We start from the raw sequence: 17058 nt of genomic DNA on the forward strand, positions 1-17058 counted from the left end.
AGGCCGGCTTCGACGAGGAGATACCGATGAGCGCACGTTCCGACCTGGTCGCCGCGTGGCTTGAGCCGCGAGTCGAGGAGATGGTCGATTTCCTCGCCCGTCTGGTCGCCGAGCCGACCGAGAACCCGCCCGGGGCGGGGCTGGGCCGGTGCGCGCGGCTGCTGGAGGAGGAGGTGCGCCGCTTGGGCCTGGAGGCGGAGTTGGTCGAGATCACCGGTCCGCACAGCCTGGAGGAGCCTTTCGTCGTGCGTGGCGGCGCCGGGGAAGGGGAGAAACTGCTGTACTTCCACGGCCACTACGACGTGGTGCCGGTGCAGGACCGGGGGCAGTTCACCCTGCGGCGCGAGGGCGGCAAACTGATCGGCCGGGGGACGGCCGACATGAAGGGCGGCATCGTCAGCATGCTCTACGGGGCGGTGGCCGCGAAGGAGTTGGGGCTGATCGGGGATGGGCGGATCGTGATCCACCTCGTCCCGGACGAGGAGACCGGCAGCGTCGTCGGCGCCGGGCACCTGCGCGAGCACGGTCTCATCGACCCGTCCGCGGTGGCGATGGTGACCGGCGAGCCCAGCGGCAGCAGCATCTGGAACGCCGCGCGCGGCGCGATCAGCCTCAAGGTCGGCTTCGAGGGTCGGGAGGCACACGTCGGGCAGGCCGTGTTCGGTGTCAACACCTTCGCCCACATGGTCCACGTGGCCCGGCCGTTGCTGGCCTACGCCGAGGAGATGGCCGGCCGACCCACTGGCTACACCATGGACCCTGACGACCCGGCCGGGTCGATGGTCGTCGTCGGCGGACTGTGTGGCGGCGGGTCGAACTTCAACGTCGTGCCCGCCGACGCCTGGTTCACCGTCGACGGCCGTTTCAATCCCGAAGAGGACCTGCACGCCGAACTGGAGCGGATGCAGACCCTCATCCGCGACGCGGCGGCCGAGGTGGAGGCGAAGGTCACCGTCGAGCTCACCCAGTTCCAGCCGCCCGCCGGCACCCCGGCCGACCACCCGGCCGGAGCCGCGCTGGCCCGCTGCGTCGAGGAGGTCCGCGGCGAGCCCGCCAGGTTCGAGATGTGCGGCGGAATCCTGGAGAACCGCTGGTACGACCAACTCGGCATCCCCGCCTTCGGCTACGGCGCCGGCCGCCTGGACGTCTCCCACGGCCCGAACGAGCACGTCGACGAGCGGGAGTTGTTCCGCACTGCCGCCGTCTACGCCCTCTACGCAGCCGACATGCTCGCCTGACCTTCGCCCCTCGGGCCGGACGGCCGGTTGTACGTCCGCCCGGCCCGGGCGAGGCGGATACGACGATGCGCGCACCGCCGTGATCAGCCAGCCGTGTCCCTCTCCAACCCCACCTCCATCGCGCTCACGGCGCGAGCACGTTCAGTCAGGGCCACCTGAATCCTTCTCCTGAGAAAGGAGTGCCTCGTGGACCTGTCCGCCGTCTTCGGATGCGCCGCCCGTGGCGCTGGCCGTGATCGTGGTGTCCGGCCCCGACCGGGCCTGCGCTCTTTGGGGATCACGCCGTGGTCGAGCGCGGCGCGCTCGGCGGGCTCCGGCTCGGTGGCGCGGAGGAAGTCGGCGGCCTTGCCCGGCAGGTCGAGGACGCGCGGCCCGGCGGCTCCGGGGCCGGGGCGTCCGGGTCGGCGGTCGGTGTCGTGCACGAGGCCGCCGGGTAGCGGGACGTGGTCAGCCGCGTAATCGCACGCGGTAAACCCGGCGACGTCGACGGTCATCCCCGGGATACTGGTCACCCATGGATGAGGTCAAAGTCGTCGTCGCCCATTCCGAGCGCGCGACCCTGCGCGTCGGCGACGTGTTTTTGAAGGTGGACGCCGATCAGGCGCGCATCGACGTCGAGGTCGAGGCGATGGCCCTGGCGCCGGTCCCGACCCCGGAAGTCCTGTGGCGCAAGCCGCCCGTGCTCGCGATCGCCGCGGTCCCGGGGACGGCGCTCGGCTGCCTCGGCGAGCCGTCGACCGCGTCGCCGGCGGCATGGGCCGCGGCGGGTGCCGCCATCCGCAAGTTGCACGACGCGCCGTTGCCGCCCCGGCCGGGCCAGGCCGGCCGGGGCCTCGACGAGTTGGCGGCGGATCTCGACGGCGAGTGCGAGTGGCTCGTGACGAACGGCGTCCTGCCCGCCGACCTGGTCACCCGCAACCGCCAGGTCGCCGAGGCAGCGCTCCGGCCGTGGACCCCGGTGTTCACGCACGGCGACCTGCAGATCACTCACGTGTTCGTCGACGGCGAGGAGATCACGGGCATCATCGACTGGTCCGAAGCCGGCCAGGGTGATGCCCTGTTCGACCTCGCCACCTTGACGCTCGGACACGAGGAGCACCTCGGCGACGTCATCGCCGGCTATGGCACCGACGTCGACCTCGACGTGGTCCGCGCGTGGTGGTCGTTGCGAAGCCTGCTGGTGGTTCGCTGGCTGGTCGAGCATGACTTCGACCCGTTCGCGCCGGGCTGTGAGGTCGACGTGCTGAGATCCCGGATGTGAGGCTGCGCGAGCCCGACTGCTGCGAGTGCGTGCTGACGTATCGAGCAGACCATGTCCTGCGGTGCATCACCTGCCTCACCACGTAGGACACGCTGTAAGAGGCGCTCCGCCAGTAGGTGCGGGATCGAGCAGGGTAGTAGCACTGATGCCTGTCCGGTCAGGAGTGTCTCGCGACCAGCTCCTGGAGCACAGTAGGGTCGGTTCTGGGGGAAGGGGGTCCATCCAATGGAGCGGTTGCGAGTCCTACTGCTGGACGCGGCTCCTGGCGAACTGCTCGACCGTGAACTGGCGCGTCTGCTCGGCCACGGGCTGGCCGTCACACTGAACGTGCGGCGGGTGGCCGACCAGGCTGGCACGCGGGCCGCTTGGGTCGGTCGGGTGGACTTTGCCGATTTCGACGCCTTCGACGAGCCGACGCTGATCGCCGAGACCATTCGGGATGGGATCGGCTACCACGCGGTCAAGTCCCGCGCGGGTGTCCCGCTGCGCGCTGCCTTCCTCGCGGCGGCCACCGACCCCGCGCTGGCCCACCGGCTCCGGGTGGTCGGTCGGGCCGGGGCAGGCACCGACCACGTCGAACTGGTCGCTGCCGCCCGTCACGGCGTCGTCGTCACCCACACCCCGGGCTCCAACGCGAACGCGGTTGCCGAGTTCGCCCTGGCCCAGCTCCTCTCCTTGACCCGGAATCTTCCGGCGTACAACGAGGCCGCGCACCAGGGCCGTTGGAGTGCACCAGCTGCTCCCGCCGTGGGTTTGTCAGAACTGACGTTGGGCATCGTCGGGTTGGGTCGGATCGGACTGGCGCTGGCCGAACGAGCTACCGCCCTGGGCATGTCGGTCCAGGGCTTCTCGCGGCGCCCGACCGAGACTTCGGTGCCCCGGGCCAAGTCCCTCAACGCTCTGCTCGCCACCAGTGACGTGATCTCCCTGCACCTTCCGCTCACCGCGCAGACCCGGGGAATGATGGGTCGGGCCGAGCTGGCAATGATGCGGTCCGGGGCGATCCTGCTGAACACCGCCCGGGGCGGAATCGTGGACGAACAGGCGCTGGCCGATGCCCTGCGCGACGACGCACACCCGCTCCTGGCGGCAGCTGTCGACACGTTCGAGCACGAGCACGCCGCCTTCGCCTCGCCGCTGTTCGGTCTGCCGAACGCCCTGCTGACCCCGCACGTCGCCGGGATGACCAAGGAGGCCATGGCCACGGCAGCCGTCCGGTGCGCAGACCACATCGCGTCGTTGCTCGCCGGCTGCCCAGACGGTGTGCCTCTGGTGACCGCCTGACGCCTGGTCAACGCCCCGCGAGCGTTGCGCGGTGGGTCATCGGATGCGCGGGCTTCTCGGGCTGCTGTCCCAGCGACATAGGGTCCAGGCGCGTCGGACGAGACAGCGGACGGTGATAATGGCGCTGGCCAGGGCGATGAAGAACGCGCGGCTCGTGCAGTACTCCGAAACGCTGATCACATGGGCCGCCATCACTGAGCTCTTTCCATCCTCAGTCTGAGCTGGCCAGATGCAGGCAGAGGACGGCCTGAACGAGACTCGTGATGCGGGTGGTCGAGCACCGGAGCTTGCGGAGGAGTCGCCAGGACTTGAGGGTGGCGACGGCCTGCTCGACGAGGGCTCGGATCTTCGCGTGGGACCGGTTGACGGCCTGCTGGCCGGTGGAAAGCGTCTCCCACCTGCCGCGGTAGGGAACGCGAACCGTGCCTCCCGCGCCCTGGTAGCCCTTGTCGGCCCAGCAGGGGACGCCGGCCTGGGCCAGCGCGTCAACGATGCCGTGCTCGCGGGCCGTGCGGACATCGTGGATGGCCCCGGGCAGGGCCGGAGATGCCCACAGCAGGCGGCCGAAGGGGTCGGCGATGACCTGCACGTTCATTCCGTGTTTCTTGTGCTTGCCGGAGTAGAAGGGCCGGTCGGCGGCGATCCGGTCGACGGGCAGCAGCGTGCCGTCGAGCAGGATGAACGCCTTCATCGAGGCCATCCGGACCGCCTCGGCGAGTGTCGGGGCGAGGTCGGCCAGGAGGCCGACGGCCTCGGTGATGTAGCGGTAGGCGGTGGCGATCCCGATGCCGAACCCGAAAGCGAGCCGTGCGTAGGTGTCGCCGCAGCGCAGATGGGCCAGGGCAAGCAGGGCCTGTCGCGCGGCGGGAAGGCGCCGCCACCGCGTCCCGATCTCCCGCCGCCTGGCTGTCAGTTGTCCGGTCAGGAACCGCAAGGTGCGGCTGGACAGATCAATCGAGGACGGGTAGACAACCACGCAAAGCTCCTGTCGTTTCGGGACAGAGCGAGGAAACGTTCGCGACTTTGTCAGTCGATACAGAACTCGTTGCCCTCGATGTCCAGCATCGGGATGCACGAATCGTTGCCGTCGTACAGTGTTCGCACGTGTACTGCGCCGAGCGGGACCAGTCGTGCGCATTCGGCCTCGAGTGCGGCGAGGCGCTCTTCACCCACGAGCCCTGTGCCGACCCGCACATCAAGATGCACCCGGTTCTTGACGGCCTTTCCTTCGGGAACGCGCTGGAAGTACAGCCGCGGGCCCACGCCTGAGGGATCGATGCAAGCGAACCATGAGTCCCGTTGCTCGGGTGGTTGCGAGCGCTTGTACTCGTCCCAGGTGGCGAATCCCTCGGGCGGCGGCGGCACGACATACCCGAGCACCTGGCACCAGAGGCGAGCGAGGCGCTCAGGTTCTGCGCAGTCGAAGGTGACTTGGAACGTCTTGATCGATGTCATCGGTCCTCCATGTTGGCGCGTCCTATTCCAGGGATGCGCGGTTTCATCGCCGTGCGGGTCTGGGTCACGCGTGACATGAGTGGCGTCAAAGGACCAGATCGACTGAGACGATGAGCGGATCGCGCCAATTCCCCCGGTAGGGAGATATTTGATATGAAGTGGGGCTTTGTCAGCCTTCCAGGTAGGGAATCCTGACTGTCCCGCGAGGGAGCGGCGCCGACACCCTTCCCGCGACGGCAGACAGTTCACGGGATGTGCTGTGCTGCTGCATTCATGGGTCCGTGTCCTTGAGTCCGGGGCACTGCACGCGCTCCTGGGCCAGTTGCTCGTGGTGGATGACCGCGGGATGAGTCGCCCTGACGGACCGTCGCGTGCGGGAGTCGACGATCAGTCGGTGGTGCGCAACAGCAGTTTGCCCGTGGACGTGCGTTCGCCGATGAGCTGGTGCGCGCCGGCCGCGTCCGGCAGAGGGAACTCGGCGGTGACGGGAAGGGTGACCGCTCCGTCGCAGACGGTGCGCAGGGCGCGTTCGGTCAGCGCACGCAGGGCGTCGGGCGCGGACTGAGCGAGGGCGAGCACGGAGAAGCCGGCGACGGATCGGCCCTGCGCGTACAGTTCACCCTGCCCGGCCCGCCAGGGCTTGGCGCCGCTGGCGTTGCCGAAGGACACCAGACGCCCGAAGACCGCCAGTGCCTCCAGGCCGCGGCGCAGCGTGTCGCCGCCCATCGGGTCCAGGACCAGGTCGACGCCCCGGCCGCCGGTCGCCCGGCGGACGTCCGTCTCGAAGGTGTCGGGCCGGAACACCTCGTCGTAGCCGTACTTCAGCGCATAGTCGGCCTTGGCGTCGCTGGAGGCCACCCCGTACACCGCGCCGGCGCCAGCTGCCCGGGCCAGCTGCCCGACCGCCGTGCCGATGCCTCCCGCCGCGCCGTGCACCAGCACACTCTCCCCGGCCCGCAGCCGCCCCACCTCATGGACCAGCGCGTGCGCGGTCGGCAGCACCGTCGGCAACGTGGCCGCGGTCCGCAGGTCCAGCCCGTCGGGCAACGGGAAGACCCTCGCGGCCTCCGCGAGCACGACCTCGGCGTAGCCGCCGCCGTCGACGAGCGCGGCGACCTCCTGCCCCGCCCACAGATCCTCGACGCCCTCCCCGACCGCCCGGATGCGCCCGGAGACCTCCAGGCCCGGACGGTAGGGCAGCGACGCCACCCGGTACCCCTCGGCACGCGCCTTCACGTCCGCGAAATTCACCCCCGCCCACAGGGCCTCGATGGTCACTTGGCCAGGGCCCGGCTCGGGTGCCGCAGTCTGCACGACGTGCAGCACCTCGGGACCGCCGTACTCCTGGAACTCGATCGCACGCATACGTCAGACCACCCCTCAACGAGTGTTCAACTGAAAGCGAACACTAGCACTGTACGATGGTTGTCGAACACTGGCTGGAGGAAACATGGGAATGCCCGAACAGACTGAAGGCGCAAGTCACCGTCCGGCGCCCGTACATACGCACCCTGACGAGGTCCCGCTTCTCACGGCCCTGTCCGCACTCGCGGATCCCGTGCGCATCCAGCTGATCCGCGAACTGGCCAAACACCCCGACTGGGCGCTCAGCTGCAGCAACTTCGACGTACCGGTCGGCCGGGCCGCAAAGAGCCACCACTTCGCGATCCTGCGCAGCGCAGGCCTGGTCGAACAGCGTGACCAGGGCCCCAAACGACTCAACCGACTGCGCCGCGAAGAGTTCGACGCCCGCTTCCCCGGCCTCCTCGACCTCACCCTCCGCGCCGACGAGACCGAGTGACAGCAGCTGACTCTTCCACGCGGCCGGGCAGCGCCGTCGGCCACCTGCCCGACCGCGGCCATCATTGCCATGCGAGCGCCAACCATCAGCGTTCCGTTGATGCTGGGCGGACAAGGCGTATCAAAGCGCCGGCGGACCTGTCCGGGTGCCGTTTCAGGGTCGTCGCCTCAGAAGGTGGAAGCGCCGCCACAACACCACCCACGCCAAGATCCGATGCCTCGATAAGCAGGCCATGGCCACTCTCAAGGGCTGGCGCCTCCTGCGGAAGCTCCGCTGCAGCACCAACCGAATCACCGACGTCGCAAAGGCCGTCGTCGTCCTTCACCACGCGTCAGCGTGAGGTTGGAAGAGGCTCACTCTCATGACCAGGCACCTGGCCCGGAAAGGCGCCACCCCCAGCTGGCCGAGGAAACCGGCGTCGGGCCTCAGCTGAGCCAACGTGAGACCGTGTCCCGGAGAGCGACGGTCGTCAATGGGGGCCAACGTCGAGGGCAGCGAGGCCGCGACGGACGGCAGCAGCCGTCTTGTCGAGCTGGTCTCGCTCCTGCACGCGCCAGTCAGCATCAATGCGGAATGGGTCACCTGCGAAGCGGGGGAAGACATGGAGGTGAACGTGGAAGACTTCCTGGAAGGCTGCCTCGCCGTCCGCAAGGAACAAGTTGACGCCCTCGCATCGCAAGCTTGACCTGCGCAGTGCGCGTCCGAGTTGATGCGCCACTTTCCAGACTTGGACGCCGGCGTCCTCCTGGAGATCGTCCAGGCCCACCGCGTGCGCCTTGGGGATGACCAGCAAGTGGCCTGGAGTGACAGGCTGGAGATCCATGAAGGCGATCACTGAGTCATCTTCGTGGACGATGCTGGCGTCCGCCTGACCTCTCGCTATTGCACAAAAGATGCATCCGTCGTCCGGCACAGCATGCCCCCTCAAGGCCCCAGTTGCCCCGTGCCGCTCACAACATCAGAAGCAGCACACAGGCGCGAGCGAATTTCACCCAAGTGGACTCACTCAGCGGCTGCGTGCCTGGCCCCCGCGTCGGCGTGGGGAGGGCACTCGACCCGACTACGACACCGGGCGCGGCGTCGAGGTTCCGGTGTTGCCAGGTCTGCGTGTTCCTCGCCTACGCGTCCAGCAGAGGCAGGGCTTTGATCGACCGTCGGCTCTATCTGGCCGAACAGGCCTGGTGCCAGGACGCTGGTGACCGCACCCGCGCCGGGAGACCCGGTGAGGCTCCCTTCATCCGATACTGAACCGTACGAGGCCAAGCGCTGAGAGGAGCCGCCATGTCCGGCCCCCGTGTCACTCACGTCCTGTTCGATTTTTTCGGCACCCTGGTCAGCTATTCACCCAGCCGCACCGAGCAGGGTTTCACCCGGTCCTATGAAATCACCCGGGCCTTGGGGGCCGCGTTGACCTACCACAATTTCCTGGAGGCATGGTCGAAAACATCAGCGCGATTCGACGAGCTCAGCGACCTCGATGACCGCGAGTACACGATGACCGATATCGGCACGGCATTCCTGCGGGACGTCCTGGGCCGCACACCAGCCAGCGCCCACACCGACCTGCTGCTGCGGACCTACCTGTCGGAGTGGGACAAGGGGGTGCACCACCTGCCAGGCATCAGTGACCTGCTGACCACGCTGTCCGCTGAATACCGGCTCGCCGTGGTGAGCAACACCCAGGACGCGGAACTCCTCCCGGGACACCTCGAAGAGATGGGAGTGCGGCAGCTGTTCGACGCGGTGGTCACTTCCTTCGAGGTCGGATGGCGCAAACCACACCCCAAGATCTACATGGCCGCGTTGAACGAACTTCGCATCGACCCCGCCGCCGCCGTATTCGTCGGTGACACCTACAACGCCGACTACCGCGGCCCCTCACAGGTCGGAATCCGCTCGCTCCTCATCGACCCACGCCGTCAAGTGGCAATACCTGACGAGGCACGCCTCTCATCGATCTTCGACCTGCCTACCCGCCTCGCGGTACTCAACTGATGCGGCCCTCATCAAGGCCAGGCCGCCCAAAACTATTGACGATTGCTCGACACGGGCAGAGAACTCGGCATGGGGCCGACTGAGCGGCCGCGCGCCGCCGAGGCAGCACGGGTGTGGCTGCTGCCTGCGGAACAGCTCGCACACACCGACCGCCCGGAGGCGGCCCCATCGCGGGCCGCACCAGGGACCAGGCATGCTGGGCGAGTTCCCGCACGGGCTCGGCTGTGAGCGGCGCGTAGGGCGGGAGGGTGCCGGCGGGTTCGGCGGTCTTCTCGGCTGGTTCGATGCCGCGGGCGCGCAGGTGATCGTAGACGGTGTCGCGGGAGACGTCGGCGGCACGGGCGAGTTCGGCGACGGTGCGGGTGCCCGCCCACCAAGCGGCGGCCATGAGATCGGCGCGGTTGGCGGCGAGGCGGTCGCGGCGGGCGGCCCAGCCGCGCAGGGCCGCCAGGGCGGCGCCGCGCACGTCCGCCGAATCGATGTTGACCTGCCTCAGGGAAGGTTGATGCGATCTCAAACGATTTGCGCTGATCTACTTCCGTCTCAGCGAAAATTGATGCTTGATGGTTTGTCTCAGTGAAGGTTGATTGGCTCAGTGCCGGTCGTCTGGGGCCGTGCTCGGTGGTCGGCTGCTAGGGCGCTCGCGCGTACGAAGCTACGGCTACGCTCGTCGGCATGCTGAACCGAGTTCCGTTCAATGAGGCGCTGCTCTCCACCGTGGGCACCCCCAAGCACACCACACTCCTGGACAGCAGTCCGCGGTCACGAGTGTGGCGGGTGCGGCTGGCCGACCGGCGGCTGGTGATCGTCAAGCAGATCACCGACGGCGGGGACACGGGCGCCGACGCGAACACGCGCTTCGCGCGGGAGGTCGCCGGGCTGCACCTGGCGGGGCGGGCCTCCGGTCCCGCCGTGGCTCCCGCGGTGCTCGCCACGGACCTGTCCTCGCGGGTGATGGTCCTCGAGCACTTGGACGACCTCGGCAAGACGGACGACTGGATGCCGGGGTACGCCGAGTCGCTCGCCCGGCTGCACGCCCTGACCGGGCCCGCCGACGCGGGCGCACTACCGGTCTGGTCGGGGCCCACGGCCACCGACGTGGAGTCCTTCCTCACCCTGGCCAGGGCGCTCGACGTGCCGGTACCGTCCACGGTTCCCAATGAACTCGCCGGTCTCCTGGAGCGGTTGGACCCCACCCCGCACCATGCGCTGCTGCACGGCGACCCCTGCCCCGGCAATGATCTGCGCACCGCCGACGGCGTCCGCTTCGTCGATTTCGAGCGGGCCTCGCTCGGCAACGGCCTGATCGAACTCGCCTACTTCCGGATCGGCTTCCCCACCTGCTGGTGTGCCATGTCGGTCACCGCGGCCCCGCTCACGGAGGTCGAGGACGTCTACCGGACCACCTGGCGCGGCCTCACCGGGAAGGACGTGCCGGGTGACCTCGCCGACGCGTGCGCAGGCTGGCTGATCCAGGGCGACGCGCTCGTCGAGCGGGCCCACCGCGGGACGGTCGACCAGCTCGCCCGGGTGCCTGCCGAGGACTTCGAGTGGGGCTACGTCTCCGCTCGTGAGCGGCTCGTCCACCGCCTGGGCGTGGTCGCCGACATGACCCGCGACCACGATCACCTGCACGCCGTCGGCCGCCTCAGCTCCGACCTGGCCGGCCGCCTGCTCGAACGCTGGCCAAGACTGCGTCCGCTGCCCACGCATGAGGCCCGCCCTTGGTACTAGGTCCTCTTCTTCGGCTGCTCAGGCCAGCCGCGGGACAAGCGGTAACACTTTCGCGAGCACCAGCGGCGGGTCCGGCCGTCCTTGCGACGGTCGAGCAGTGACGTCGGCTCTCGACCAGATCAGGAACCTGCGGTGGGCGGTCGACTCCGATATGCCGAAGCAGGGTGGCAAGGCTCGCCAGGCACAGCCGCTGACCAGCACGTAGACGATCGCCGCGAACAGCGTCTCATCAGGCGTGTCCCCCTTTTCCGCTACTCGGTGATACCGTATAGCAGTGCTCGGTGGCACGCAGTACCGAGGGTGTTGAGGAGGACCCGCGATGGACGACCTGACGGAGATGCTGAAGGGCACGCTCGAAGGGTGCGTGCTCGAAATCATCGGCAGTGAGGAAACCTACGGGTACGCCATCACCCGTCAGCTGAACGAGCTCGGCTTCGTCGACGTCATCGAGGGGACGGTGTACACCATCTTGCTGCGACTGGAGCGGAACGGACTCGTCCAGGTGACGAAACGACCGTCCGGGGTCGGTCCGCCGCGCAAGTTCTACGCGCTCAACGACGCCGGACGCGAGGAACTCGCGAAGTTCTGGGCGAAATGGCAGTACGTCTCATCACGCATCGACAGGCTCAAGGAGGGCGGGCGATGAACTTCTGGGAGACCGTCACAGGCAGTGATCTCACCAGGGAATGGAAGGCGTTCGATGCTCGCGCCGAGGCCCTGCCGGACGACTGCCGGGCGGCGTGGGAACAGATCAAGGGCCACCTCTTCCCCCGTGCGGACTTCACCGGCCGCAACCTGACGCCGATCCTCGACGCCGCCCTGGGGCTGCTCGAAGAAGCAGCGGCGGACGGGCAGAGCGTCCACGAGGTGCTCGGCGACGACATCCAAGGCTTTTGCGCGGCGCTGGCCGGTGGAGAAGGAGCTCGAACCTATCGCGACCGGTGGCGCGAGCAGTTGAACAGGAACGTCGCCAGGAAATTGAGCCGGCTGGGAGGCTGACGTGGGCATCCAGGACATCATCGAGGGCAAGAAGCAGTGGCGGGCACACATGGCTCGGGTCAAGGCGCTCCCTGCGGACTACCAGATCGTCTACAAGGAGATGCAGAGGTACCTGTTCAAGGTCGGACCGATCGACCTGCCTGACGGGCCCCTGCTCCCTGGGATCGTCGACTTCTTCGAGGAGGGCGTCGCCGCGGGCAAGGGGGTCTTGGAACTCATCGGCGACGACGTCGCCGCCTTCTGCGACGACCTGGTCAAGGACTCTCCCACCCATGCGGACGTCTACCAGGCGTCCCTCAGCGGGGAACCCGACACGGCCGAGAAGTAACGCCCACCGCCCCCTGCCGGAGGGCGTGGCCCGCACGCGCGGTTCGTTCACCTCGGCGCAGCGCGAACAGGTGCCGACCGGCCGGCACCGCGGATCCTGTCCACCGAGGTGGTCGAGCAGGCTGGCGTTCTGAACGGCCTTACCTACCTCTACCGGGACATGCACAAGCGCCCGAGTGCGCTGGACGGTCACCCCCCCCGGCGAGGCTGCCGCTCCACCCCGGCGGAACTCGCGCGGCTCGATGACCACGGCCTGGTGGTGGTAGCCGCGCGGCTGCTGCGGCGCGACGAGCGCCGTATCCCAGCTCAGCGAAGTCGCCGCGCCGGCCAAAACCAGCGTGGTCCGCCTCCTCGAGATCGACAACGGCAGCATGCCCCAGGCCCGCCTCGCGAAGGAGGCCCGTGTCGTCCTGGCGGGCAAGGCAGAACATGTGCTCGACACCGCCGTCATGCACCGCATCACCATCACGGTGTGGGGGAACACCCTGCGCCGGCTTCAGCGCCGCGATCCCTGGTACGGGATCGGCGTCGACGACCCGGACCGGCGCCGCGAGCGGTCCCCGGGCCTGTGGGCCGCCGTAGGGGCAGGCGACCTGTCTGGGCGACGACGATGCTCCCTCATGCAACAGCCGCGAGAGACCATCGTCCTCAGAACGCCCCAGACGCTGTCACCGGCCGCCGCCGGTAGCGTGACCGCCGTGATGGTGGGCACTGAAGAAACCCGGCTGGTCGTCCTGCGTGGCAACAGCGCCTCGGGGAAGTCGTCCGTCGCGGCCGGCCTGCGCGAGCGGTTCGGCCGCGGCCTGGCCCTGGTCGGCCAGGACAACCTCCGCCGAATCGTGCTCCGCGAGCGGGACCGGCCCGGCGCCGCGAACATCGGCCTGATCGACCTGACCGCCCGCTACGCCCTCAACGCCGGATTCCATGTCGTGGTCGAAGGCATCCTCTACGCCGACCACTACGGCGACATGCTCGCGGCGCTGCGTGCCGACCACCGCGGCCCGACCCACGGCTACTACCTGGACGTGCCGTTCGGTGAAACTCTCGCTCGGCATGCCACCAAGCCGATCGCCGACGACGTCAGCAAGAGGCAGCTGCGCGACTGGTACCGGCCGCGCGATTTGCTGCCCGGCGGCATCGAGACCGTCATCGGCGCCGACAGCGCCCTGCACGAGACCGTCGACCGCATCATGCTCGACACCGGCCTGGCCCACCTGCCCGCCGTGGACCGCTGACCGGAGCACGGTTGCGATGCGCTGATTCGGCAGCACCGTCATCGAAACGGGAGCAGACTTCTACCGCCTCGCCGGCACCCGAGCCCGGGCGGAGGCCGGCTGACCGGGTTTCAGGACCTCCCTGCGGGCTTCAGGACCTCTCTGCCCGCCCCGCGAGCAGCACCGGGCAGAGGCTGACCAGCGAAGTCCGTACCGAGTGAAGTCCATCCACTGCTGACAGTGCCCTTTGGCACCATGTCTGCATGGATTTTGACCTTGCTCCTCCTGTCGGAGTCGGCCCCCTGCGGATCGGCATGCCTCGGCAAGCGGCCAACGCCGCCCTGGACTCGCTCCGCGACATCTCCTCGCTGTCGGATTCAGACCGGCCAGGACAGCACATCTTCCGTCCGAGCGGGCTGATGATCAGCATTCACTGCATGCAAGGTCAACTGAAAGCGATCGAATTCAAAGGCCCGGTCGCCGCGACGGACCGGGTTATGTTCGGCAAGCTGGACGTGTTCTCCTTGCCGGCGCGCGAGGTCGTCAGACTCATGCGCGAACGCACCGCGGTTCAGGCAGATACAGAGGATCCCGCTTCGTTCGTTGCCCCCGATCTGCTGCTGAAGTTCTGGCGTCCCTTCGAAGCTGACGATGAACCGGAGGAAGAGCGGGGCTACTACTTCAGCTCCGTCCTCATCGCGCAGCCCGGCTACTACGACACCCCGGCCGAAGCCGAGGAACGAAGCCGGCGAACCTGCTGATCGCCGTCACTTTCACACGACACAGCCAGGAGTGCTGTCAATACTCGGGTTCTGGCTCTGCTTCTGTGATGCGGCCGCGCTGAGTGACAGCTGAGCTTCTTCGGGCAGTTGGCGATGTCGCTCGAAATTGGCTCGTGGTCAGGGTGGTTGGGGTGACAGTTCGGGGTCGTGGAGGAGGTCGTGCTTTGGTTGGAGGAGTTGTTGTTCTCGTCGATCAGGGATGTTGCGGTGTCGTCGACGGCTGCAACGCTTGGGTGATCGTTTGGGTGGGTTTGGTGGCCTACTGTCTCTCCAGGGGTGGTCGAGTGGTGGGGGGCATTGTTGGGGTAGCGCGTGATTCCTCGCGTGGACCGCTCGCCTGCTTGTGGGAAGGGTGTCTGTCGAAGGCCGCTGTTTTGTGGGATGCGGGGTTTGAGGCGATTTTGCGGCAGCATCTGCCTGGTCTGGGTACTGACGTGGTGCCTGTCGCTGATCTGCCCATGGAGGTTTATGGTCTCGACTCTTTGGCGCTGATGGGGATTATCAGGCAGCTTGAGTCGGTGTATGGGATCAGCCTTGTCGGTCAGGTCTCCGTTCCGGTGGGTAATCTGACGGCAGGACATTTGTGGGGGATCGTCTTCCGCGGCGACAGACCCTGTGTGGGACCGTGGCCGGGCTTCGTCGGCCGGGGTGCCGGGACTGAGCACGGCGCCCTGGGCCGTGGCCTGAGTACGGCGCCTTGGGGCGTCGCTCAGCAGCGCGGGTAGGGCGAGCAGCCCTAACCTGCGCCGCCTGCGAGACCGAACTTTGGTGTTGGGAGGGCGAAGAGGCTTGTGGTGCGCATCTTCTGGTCAACACCTCGCGCAGATCAGGAACTTGGGCGGCCAGCACGCCGATGCCCTCATGGAGGTAGCGGTAGCCGGTGGCCTGCGAGATCCCGGCGTCCCGGGCCAGGCAGTGCACGCAGCCGCGTTCTTGGAACCAGCGCAGCACCAGTACCGCCTGGCGGAACGGGCCCAGGGCGCGAGAGCCCTTCGGCGTGCCGATCTCGCGCCGGGGGGTGGCCAGAAGCCGGGCTAGGAACTCCACGATGTGGCGTGGGACGTCGAGCGCGGCAGCACAGGTGACCAACGTGAGGCTTCTGGTTCGAGCGGACGTGATCTTTGCAGACCAGTCCTAGAAGGGGCTTCACGCCTGCCCGGCCCCGTGGCCCACTCGAGGATCATTTCGCTGGGGAAGCCTCAGTGGGTGAGACCACGCTGGGCTCAGCCCCAGGTCCTGCCGGCCGGTTCCTTGATGGTGCGGTTGATCCGGTTGAAGAAGTTGGTCAGCGCGATCTCCAGGTTGATCGCGCCGATCTGCTCCTCGGTGAAATGGGCGCTGACCTCTTCCCAGATCTCGTCGGTGACTCCCTGCGCACCGTCCTGCAACCGGGTGGCGGCCTCGGCCAGTGCCAGCGCCGCGCGCTCTGCATCGGTGTAGAACGGTGCCTCACGCCACGCCGCTACGTTGTGCAGCCGCTCGTCGGTGTCACCGGCCTTCTTTCCCCCGGCGACACTGGCGTAGACGCACGCCGAGCAACTGTTGATCTGGCTGGCGCGCAGGTGGACCAGCGCGAGCAGTTTCGGATCGACGCCCCCGGCGGCGATCGCCTTCTGGAGGTGCTGGATCGCGGTCCACACGTCGGGGTTGTTCGTGTTCTTGTTCTTGAGGCGGTTTTCCATGTGGGAGCGTTCTCCTTCATCGGGTTACGTTGCGGCGCCGGATCGCGTCATCCCTATGACGGAGCAGCTTCCAGGGAGGTAACAACATGGCCGGCACCCATCCCGCGGACCCGATCGCCGGTGCCTTCGAGTCCCACCGTGACCGGCTCCGCGCCGTCGCCTACCGCGTGCTCGGATCACATGCCGACGCGGAAGACGTGGTCCAAGAGGCGTGGCTGCGTCTCTCCCGCCAGGACACCGACACCATCGACAACCTCGGCGGCTGGCTGACCACCGTGGTCGGCCGCATCAGCCTCGATGTCCTGCGGTCGGGCCGGACGCGCCCGGAAGTCTCCTTCGACGACCAGCTACCCGAATTCACCGTGACGCTCGACGACGCTCCCGCTCCGGAAGACCTTGTAGCACTCGGGGACTCCGTCGCCCTCGCGCTTCTCACGGTCCTCGACTCGTTGCGCCCTGAGGAACGACTGGCGGTCGTGCTGCACGACGTGTTCGCCGTGCCCTTCGGTGAGATCGGCACCATTCTCGGCAAATCCGCCGACGCCACCAAAATGCTTGCCAGCCGCGCACGCAGGAAAGTACAAGCCGCCCAGCAGCCGGTAAGCGTCGGACGGCAACAACGCGAGGTGGTCCAAGCCTTCCTGGCCGCGGCCCGCGACGGTCAGTTCGAGCAGCTGCTGCAAGTTCTCCACCCCGAAGTGAAGTTCACCGTCCACACTCCGAACGGCGCGTTCGTCACCCTCGGAGCCACGGAAGTCGCCACCCGCGCGCGAGTGGCCGGCAGCGCGGCACGAGGACATGCGGCGGCCGTCAACGGCCTGCCAGGCGTCATCTCTTGGAGCAAGGACGGCACCCCGCTGTCCCTCCTCGCCTTCACCGTCGTCGACGGCCACATCACCGAGATCACCGCCGTGGTCGACCCGGCCAAACTCGCGCTCATGGACCTGCCGGACCCGGTGTGACTCCCTACCGGCGACAGCCGCGCATACTCGAAGCGGTCCACACCTGATCCCGCAGATACGTCGAAGTCAGCCTCTGCGGAAACCTCAGTCAGACGGGACGAATGCCTGGTCGCGCGTGAGCTTGATGAGCACTGTTTCGTCGTCCGCGCGGTCACGGTACGCGACGGTCAGCGTGCCAGGATGCGGGGATGGCGCAGTCATACGCAGCGTGGGAGAAGCGCGTACATGACCTAGTAGGGCTCCGTTAGGTCTTCTCGGCCCTGTTTGGGGCATGTTGGACGTTGTGGACGCACATGAAGTGAACCGTGCTCGGGCGAAGTTGGC

19 protein-coding genes and 2 pseudogenes are annotated in these 17058 nt (G+C 67.9%); 15 read left to right on the forward strand and 6 right to left on the reverse strand.

The window, feature by feature from the left end:
• The first annotated feature begins 26 nt into the window (after positions 1 to 26).
• From ACIHCX_RS27260 to ACIHCX_RS27275, 4 genes are all read left to right on the forward strand, one after another.
• Positions 27 to 1238 (forward strand): M20/M25/M40 family metallo-hydrolase, encoded by a 1212-nt coding sequence (locus tag ACIHCX_RS27260; protein WP_400033876.1) that lies wholly within the window; start codon positions 27 to 29, stop codon positions 1236 to 1238.
• Between the two features lie 284 nt (positions 1239 to 1522).
• Entirely contained in the window at positions 1523 to 1675 is a 153-nt protein-coding gene (locus tag ACIHCX_RS27265) for a hypothetical protein (protein WP_400033878.1), read from the forward strand.
• 77 nt (positions 1676 to 1752) lie between these two features.
• A complete protein-coding gene (locus tag ACIHCX_RS27270; RefSeq protein WP_400033880.1) occupies positions 1753 to 2499 on the forward strand; it encodes a phosphotransferase family protein in 747 nt (248 codons plus the stop codon).
• A 225-nt stretch (positions 2500 to 2724) separates the two neighbouring features.
• Entirely contained in the window at positions 2725 to 3783 is a 1059-nt protein-coding gene (locus tag ACIHCX_RS27275) for an NAD(P)-dependent oxidoreductase (protein WP_400033883.1), read from the forward strand.
• 211 nt (positions 3784 to 3994) lie between these two features.
• Here the strand turns inward: ACIHCX_RS27275 and ACIHCX_RS27280 are convergent, their stop codons facing one another.
• The 3 genes from ACIHCX_RS27280 to ACIHCX_RS27290 all read right to left on the reverse strand — a co-directional run bounded on the left by ACIHCX_RS27280 (position 3995) and on the right by ACIHCX_RS27290 (position 6603).
• Positions 3995 to 4759: a transposase family protein gene (locus tag ACIHCX_RS27280; protein ID WP_400033885.1), complete on the reverse strand. Its 765-nt coding sequence runs from the start codon at positions 4757 to 4759 to the stop codon at positions 3995 to 3997.
• A gap of 50 nt (positions 4760 to 4809) precedes the next feature.
• The gene (locus tag ACIHCX_RS27285) at positions 4810 to 5238 is read right to left on the reverse strand and encodes a VOC family protein (RefSeq protein WP_400033887.1); all 429 of its coding nucleotides are present in this window, start codon (positions 5236 to 5238) and stop codon (positions 4810 to 4812) included.
• Between the two features lie 387 nt (positions 5239 to 5625).
• A complete protein-coding gene (locus ACIHCX_RS27290; protein ID WP_400033889.1) occupies positions 5626 to 6603 on the reverse strand; it encodes a zinc-binding alcohol dehydrogenase family protein in 978 nt (325 codons plus the stop codon).
• 91 nt (positions 6604 to 6694) lie between these two features.
• Between ACIHCX_RS27290 and ACIHCX_RS27295 the strand changes: the two genes are divergently transcribed.
• Together ACIHCX_RS27295 and ACIHCX_RS27300 are read left to right on the forward strand one after the other, a co-directional pair.
• Complete coding sequence (locus ACIHCX_RS27295) at positions 6695 to 7039, forward strand: helix-turn-helix transcriptional regulator (protein WP_354783638.1); 345 nt, start codon at positions 6695 to 6697, stop codon at positions 7037 to 7039.
• A 100-nt stretch (positions 7040 to 7139) separates the two neighbouring features.
• A pseudogene (locus ACIHCX_RS27300) lies at positions 7140 to 7379 on the forward strand (transposase family protein); the annotation flags it as partial.
• Positions 7380 to 7508: 129 nt separating this feature from the next.
• On the opposite strand, the gene ACIHCX_RS27305 reads toward ACIHCX_RS27300, so the two are convergent.
• Entirely contained in the window at positions 7509 to 7952 is a 444-nt protein-coding gene (locus tag ACIHCX_RS27305; RefSeq protein ID WP_400033891.1) for an HIT family protein, read from the reverse strand.
• Positions 7953 to 8320: 368 nt separating this feature from the next.
• Here ACIHCX_RS27305 and ACIHCX_RS27310 point away from each other — a divergent pair, with 368 nt between their 5' ends.
• The 3 genes from ACIHCX_RS27310 to ACIHCX_RS27320 all read left to right on the forward strand — a co-directional run bounded on the left by ACIHCX_RS27310 (position 8321) and on the right by ACIHCX_RS27320 (position 10768).
• Positions 8321 to 9034, forward strand: a complete 714-nt coding sequence (locus ACIHCX_RS27310; RefSeq protein WP_400033893.1) for an HAD family hydrolase — start codon at positions 8321 to 8323, stop codon at positions 9032 to 9034.
• Positions 9035 to 9227: 193 nt separating this feature from the next.
• Entirely contained in the window at positions 9228 to 9614 is a 387-nt protein-coding gene (locus tag ACIHCX_RS27315; RefSeq protein WP_400033895.1) for a hypothetical protein, read from the forward strand.
• A gap of 95 nt (positions 9615 to 9709) precedes the next feature.
• Positions 9710 to 10768 (forward strand): phosphotransferase, encoded by a 1059-nt coding sequence (locus ACIHCX_RS27320; RefSeq protein ID WP_400033897.1) that lies wholly within the window; start codon positions 9710 to 9712, stop codon positions 10766 to 10768.
• Between the two features lie 90 nt (positions 10769 to 10858).
• Here ACIHCX_RS27320 and ACIHCX_RS27325 read toward each other — a convergent pair.
• Positions 10859 to 11008 (reverse strand): annotated as a pseudogene (locus ACIHCX_RS27325) (transposase); the annotation flags it as partial.
• 79 nt (positions 11009 to 11087) lie between these two features.
• Between ACIHCX_RS27325 and ACIHCX_RS27330 the strand changes: the two are divergent.
• From ACIHCX_RS27330 to ACIHCX_RS27350, 5 genes are all read left to right on the forward strand, one after another.
• Entirely contained in the window at positions 11088 to 11414 is a 327-nt protein-coding gene (locus ACIHCX_RS27330; protein ID WP_400033899.1) for a PadR family transcriptional regulator, read from the forward strand.
• Positions 11411 to 11767, forward strand: coding sequence for a DUF1048 domain-containing protein (locus ACIHCX_RS27335; RefSeq protein ID WP_400033902.1), 357 nt, complete (start codon positions 11411 to 11413; stop codon positions 11765 to 11767). Before ACIHCX_RS27330 ends, ACIHCX_RS27335 begins: the two co-directional genes overlap by 4 nt.
• A 1-nt stretch (position 11768) precedes the next feature.
• Complete coding sequence (locus tag ACIHCX_RS27340; protein ID WP_400033904.1) at positions 11769 to 12095, forward strand: DUF1048 domain-containing protein; 327 nt, start codon at positions 11769 to 11771, stop codon at positions 12093 to 12095.
• A gap of 700 nt (positions 12096 to 12795) precedes the next feature.
• Positions 12796 to 13329 carry an AAA family ATPase gene (locus tag ACIHCX_RS27345; RefSeq protein ID WP_400033949.1) on the forward strand — a complete coding sequence of 178 codons (534 nt, stop codon included), beginning with the start codon at positions 12796 to 12798 and terminating at the stop codon, positions 13327 to 13329.
• 242 nt (positions 13330 to 13571) lie between these two features.
• Positions 13572 to 14069 (forward strand): hypothetical protein, encoded by a 498-nt coding sequence (locus ACIHCX_RS27350; protein ID WP_400033906.1) that lies wholly within the window; start codon positions 13572 to 13574, stop codon positions 14067 to 14069.
• Positions 14070 to 15313: 1244 nt separating this feature from the next.
• Here the strand turns inward: ACIHCX_RS27350 and ACIHCX_RS27355 are convergent.
• Positions 15314 to 15772, reverse strand: coding sequence for a carboxymuconolactone decarboxylase family protein (locus tag ACIHCX_RS27355; protein WP_400033908.1), 459 nt, complete (start codon positions 15770 to 15772; stop codon positions 15314 to 15316).
• Between the two features lie 86 nt (positions 15773 to 15858).
• Here ACIHCX_RS27355 and ACIHCX_RS27360 point away from each other — a divergent pair, with 86 nt between their 5' ends.
• Complete coding sequence (locus ACIHCX_RS27360) at positions 15859 to 16734, forward strand: sigma-70 family RNA polymerase sigma factor (RefSeq protein WP_400033910.1); 876 nt, start codon at positions 15859 to 15861, stop codon at positions 16732 to 16734.
• The last annotated feature ends 324 nt before the right edge of the window (positions 16735 to 17058 follow it).

Source organism: Streptomyces sp. NPDC052043 (assembly GCF_044548235.1).
Lineage (GTDB): Bacteria > Actinomycetota > Actinomycetes > Streptomycetales > Streptomycetaceae > Streptomyces.

Bases quoted from the DNA above. Each gene is read 5' to 3' on its own strand.
- ACIHCX_RS27295 (WP_354783638.1), top strand. From the start codon at position 6,695: ATGCCCGAACAGACTGAAGGCGCAAGTCACCGTCCGGCGCCCGTACAT.
- ACIHCX_RS27290 (WP_400033889.1), bottom strand. From the start codon at position 6,603: ATGCGTGCGATCGAGTTCCAGGAGTACGGCGGTCCCGAGGTGCTGCAC.
- ACIHCX_RS27275 (WP_400033883.1), top strand. From the start codon at position 2,725: ATGGAGCGGTTGCGAGTCCTACTGCTGGACGCGGCTCCTGGCGAACTG.
- ACIHCX_RS27320 (WP_400033897.1), top strand. From the start codon at position 9,710: ATGCTGAACCGAGTTCCGTTCAATGAGGCGCTGCTCTCCACCGTGGGC.
- ACIHCX_RS27285 (WP_400033887.1), bottom strand. From the start codon at position 5,238: ATGACATCGATCAAGACGTTCCAAGTCACCTTCGACTGCGCAGAACCT.
- ACIHCX_RS27270 (WP_400033880.1), top strand. From the start codon at position 1,753: ATGGATGAGGTCAAAGTCGTCGTCGCCCATTCCGAGCGCGCGACCCTG.
- ACIHCX_RS27345 (WP_400033949.1), top strand. From the start codon at position 12,796: ATGGTGGGCACTGAAGAAACCCGGCTGGTCGTCCTGCGTGGCAACAGC.
- ACIHCX_RS27315 (WP_400033895.1), top strand. From the start codon at position 9,228: ATGCTGGGCGAGTTCCCGCACGGGCTCGGCTGTGAGCGGCGCGTAGGG.
- ACIHCX_RS27335 (WP_400033902.1), top strand. From the start codon at position 11,411: ATGAACTTCTGGGAGACCGTCACAGGCAGTGATCTCACCAGGGAATGG.
- ACIHCX_RS27330 (WP_400033899.1), top strand. From the start codon at position 11,088: ATGGACGACCTGACGGAGATGCTGAAGGGCACGCTCGAAGGGTGCGTG.
- ACIHCX_RS27350 (WP_400033906.1), top strand. From the start codon at position 13,572: ATGGATTTTGACCTTGCTCCTCCTGTCGGAGTCGGCCCCCTGCGGATC.
- ACIHCX_RS27260 (WP_400033876.1), top strand. From the start codon at position 27: ATGAGCGCACGTTCCGACCTGGTCGCCGCGTGGCTTGAGCCGCGAGTC.
- ACIHCX_RS27360 (WP_400033910.1), top strand. From the start codon at position 15,859: ATGGCCGGCACCCATCCCGCGGACCCGATCGCCGGTGCCTTCGAGTCC.
- ACIHCX_RS27355 (WP_400033908.1), bottom strand. From the start codon at position 15,772: ATGGAAAACCGCCTCAAGAACAAGAACACGAACAACCCCGACGTGTGG.
- ACIHCX_RS27310 (WP_400033893.1), top strand. From the start codon at position 8,321: ATGTCCGGCCCCCGTGTCACTCACGTCCTGTTCGATTTTTTCGGCACC.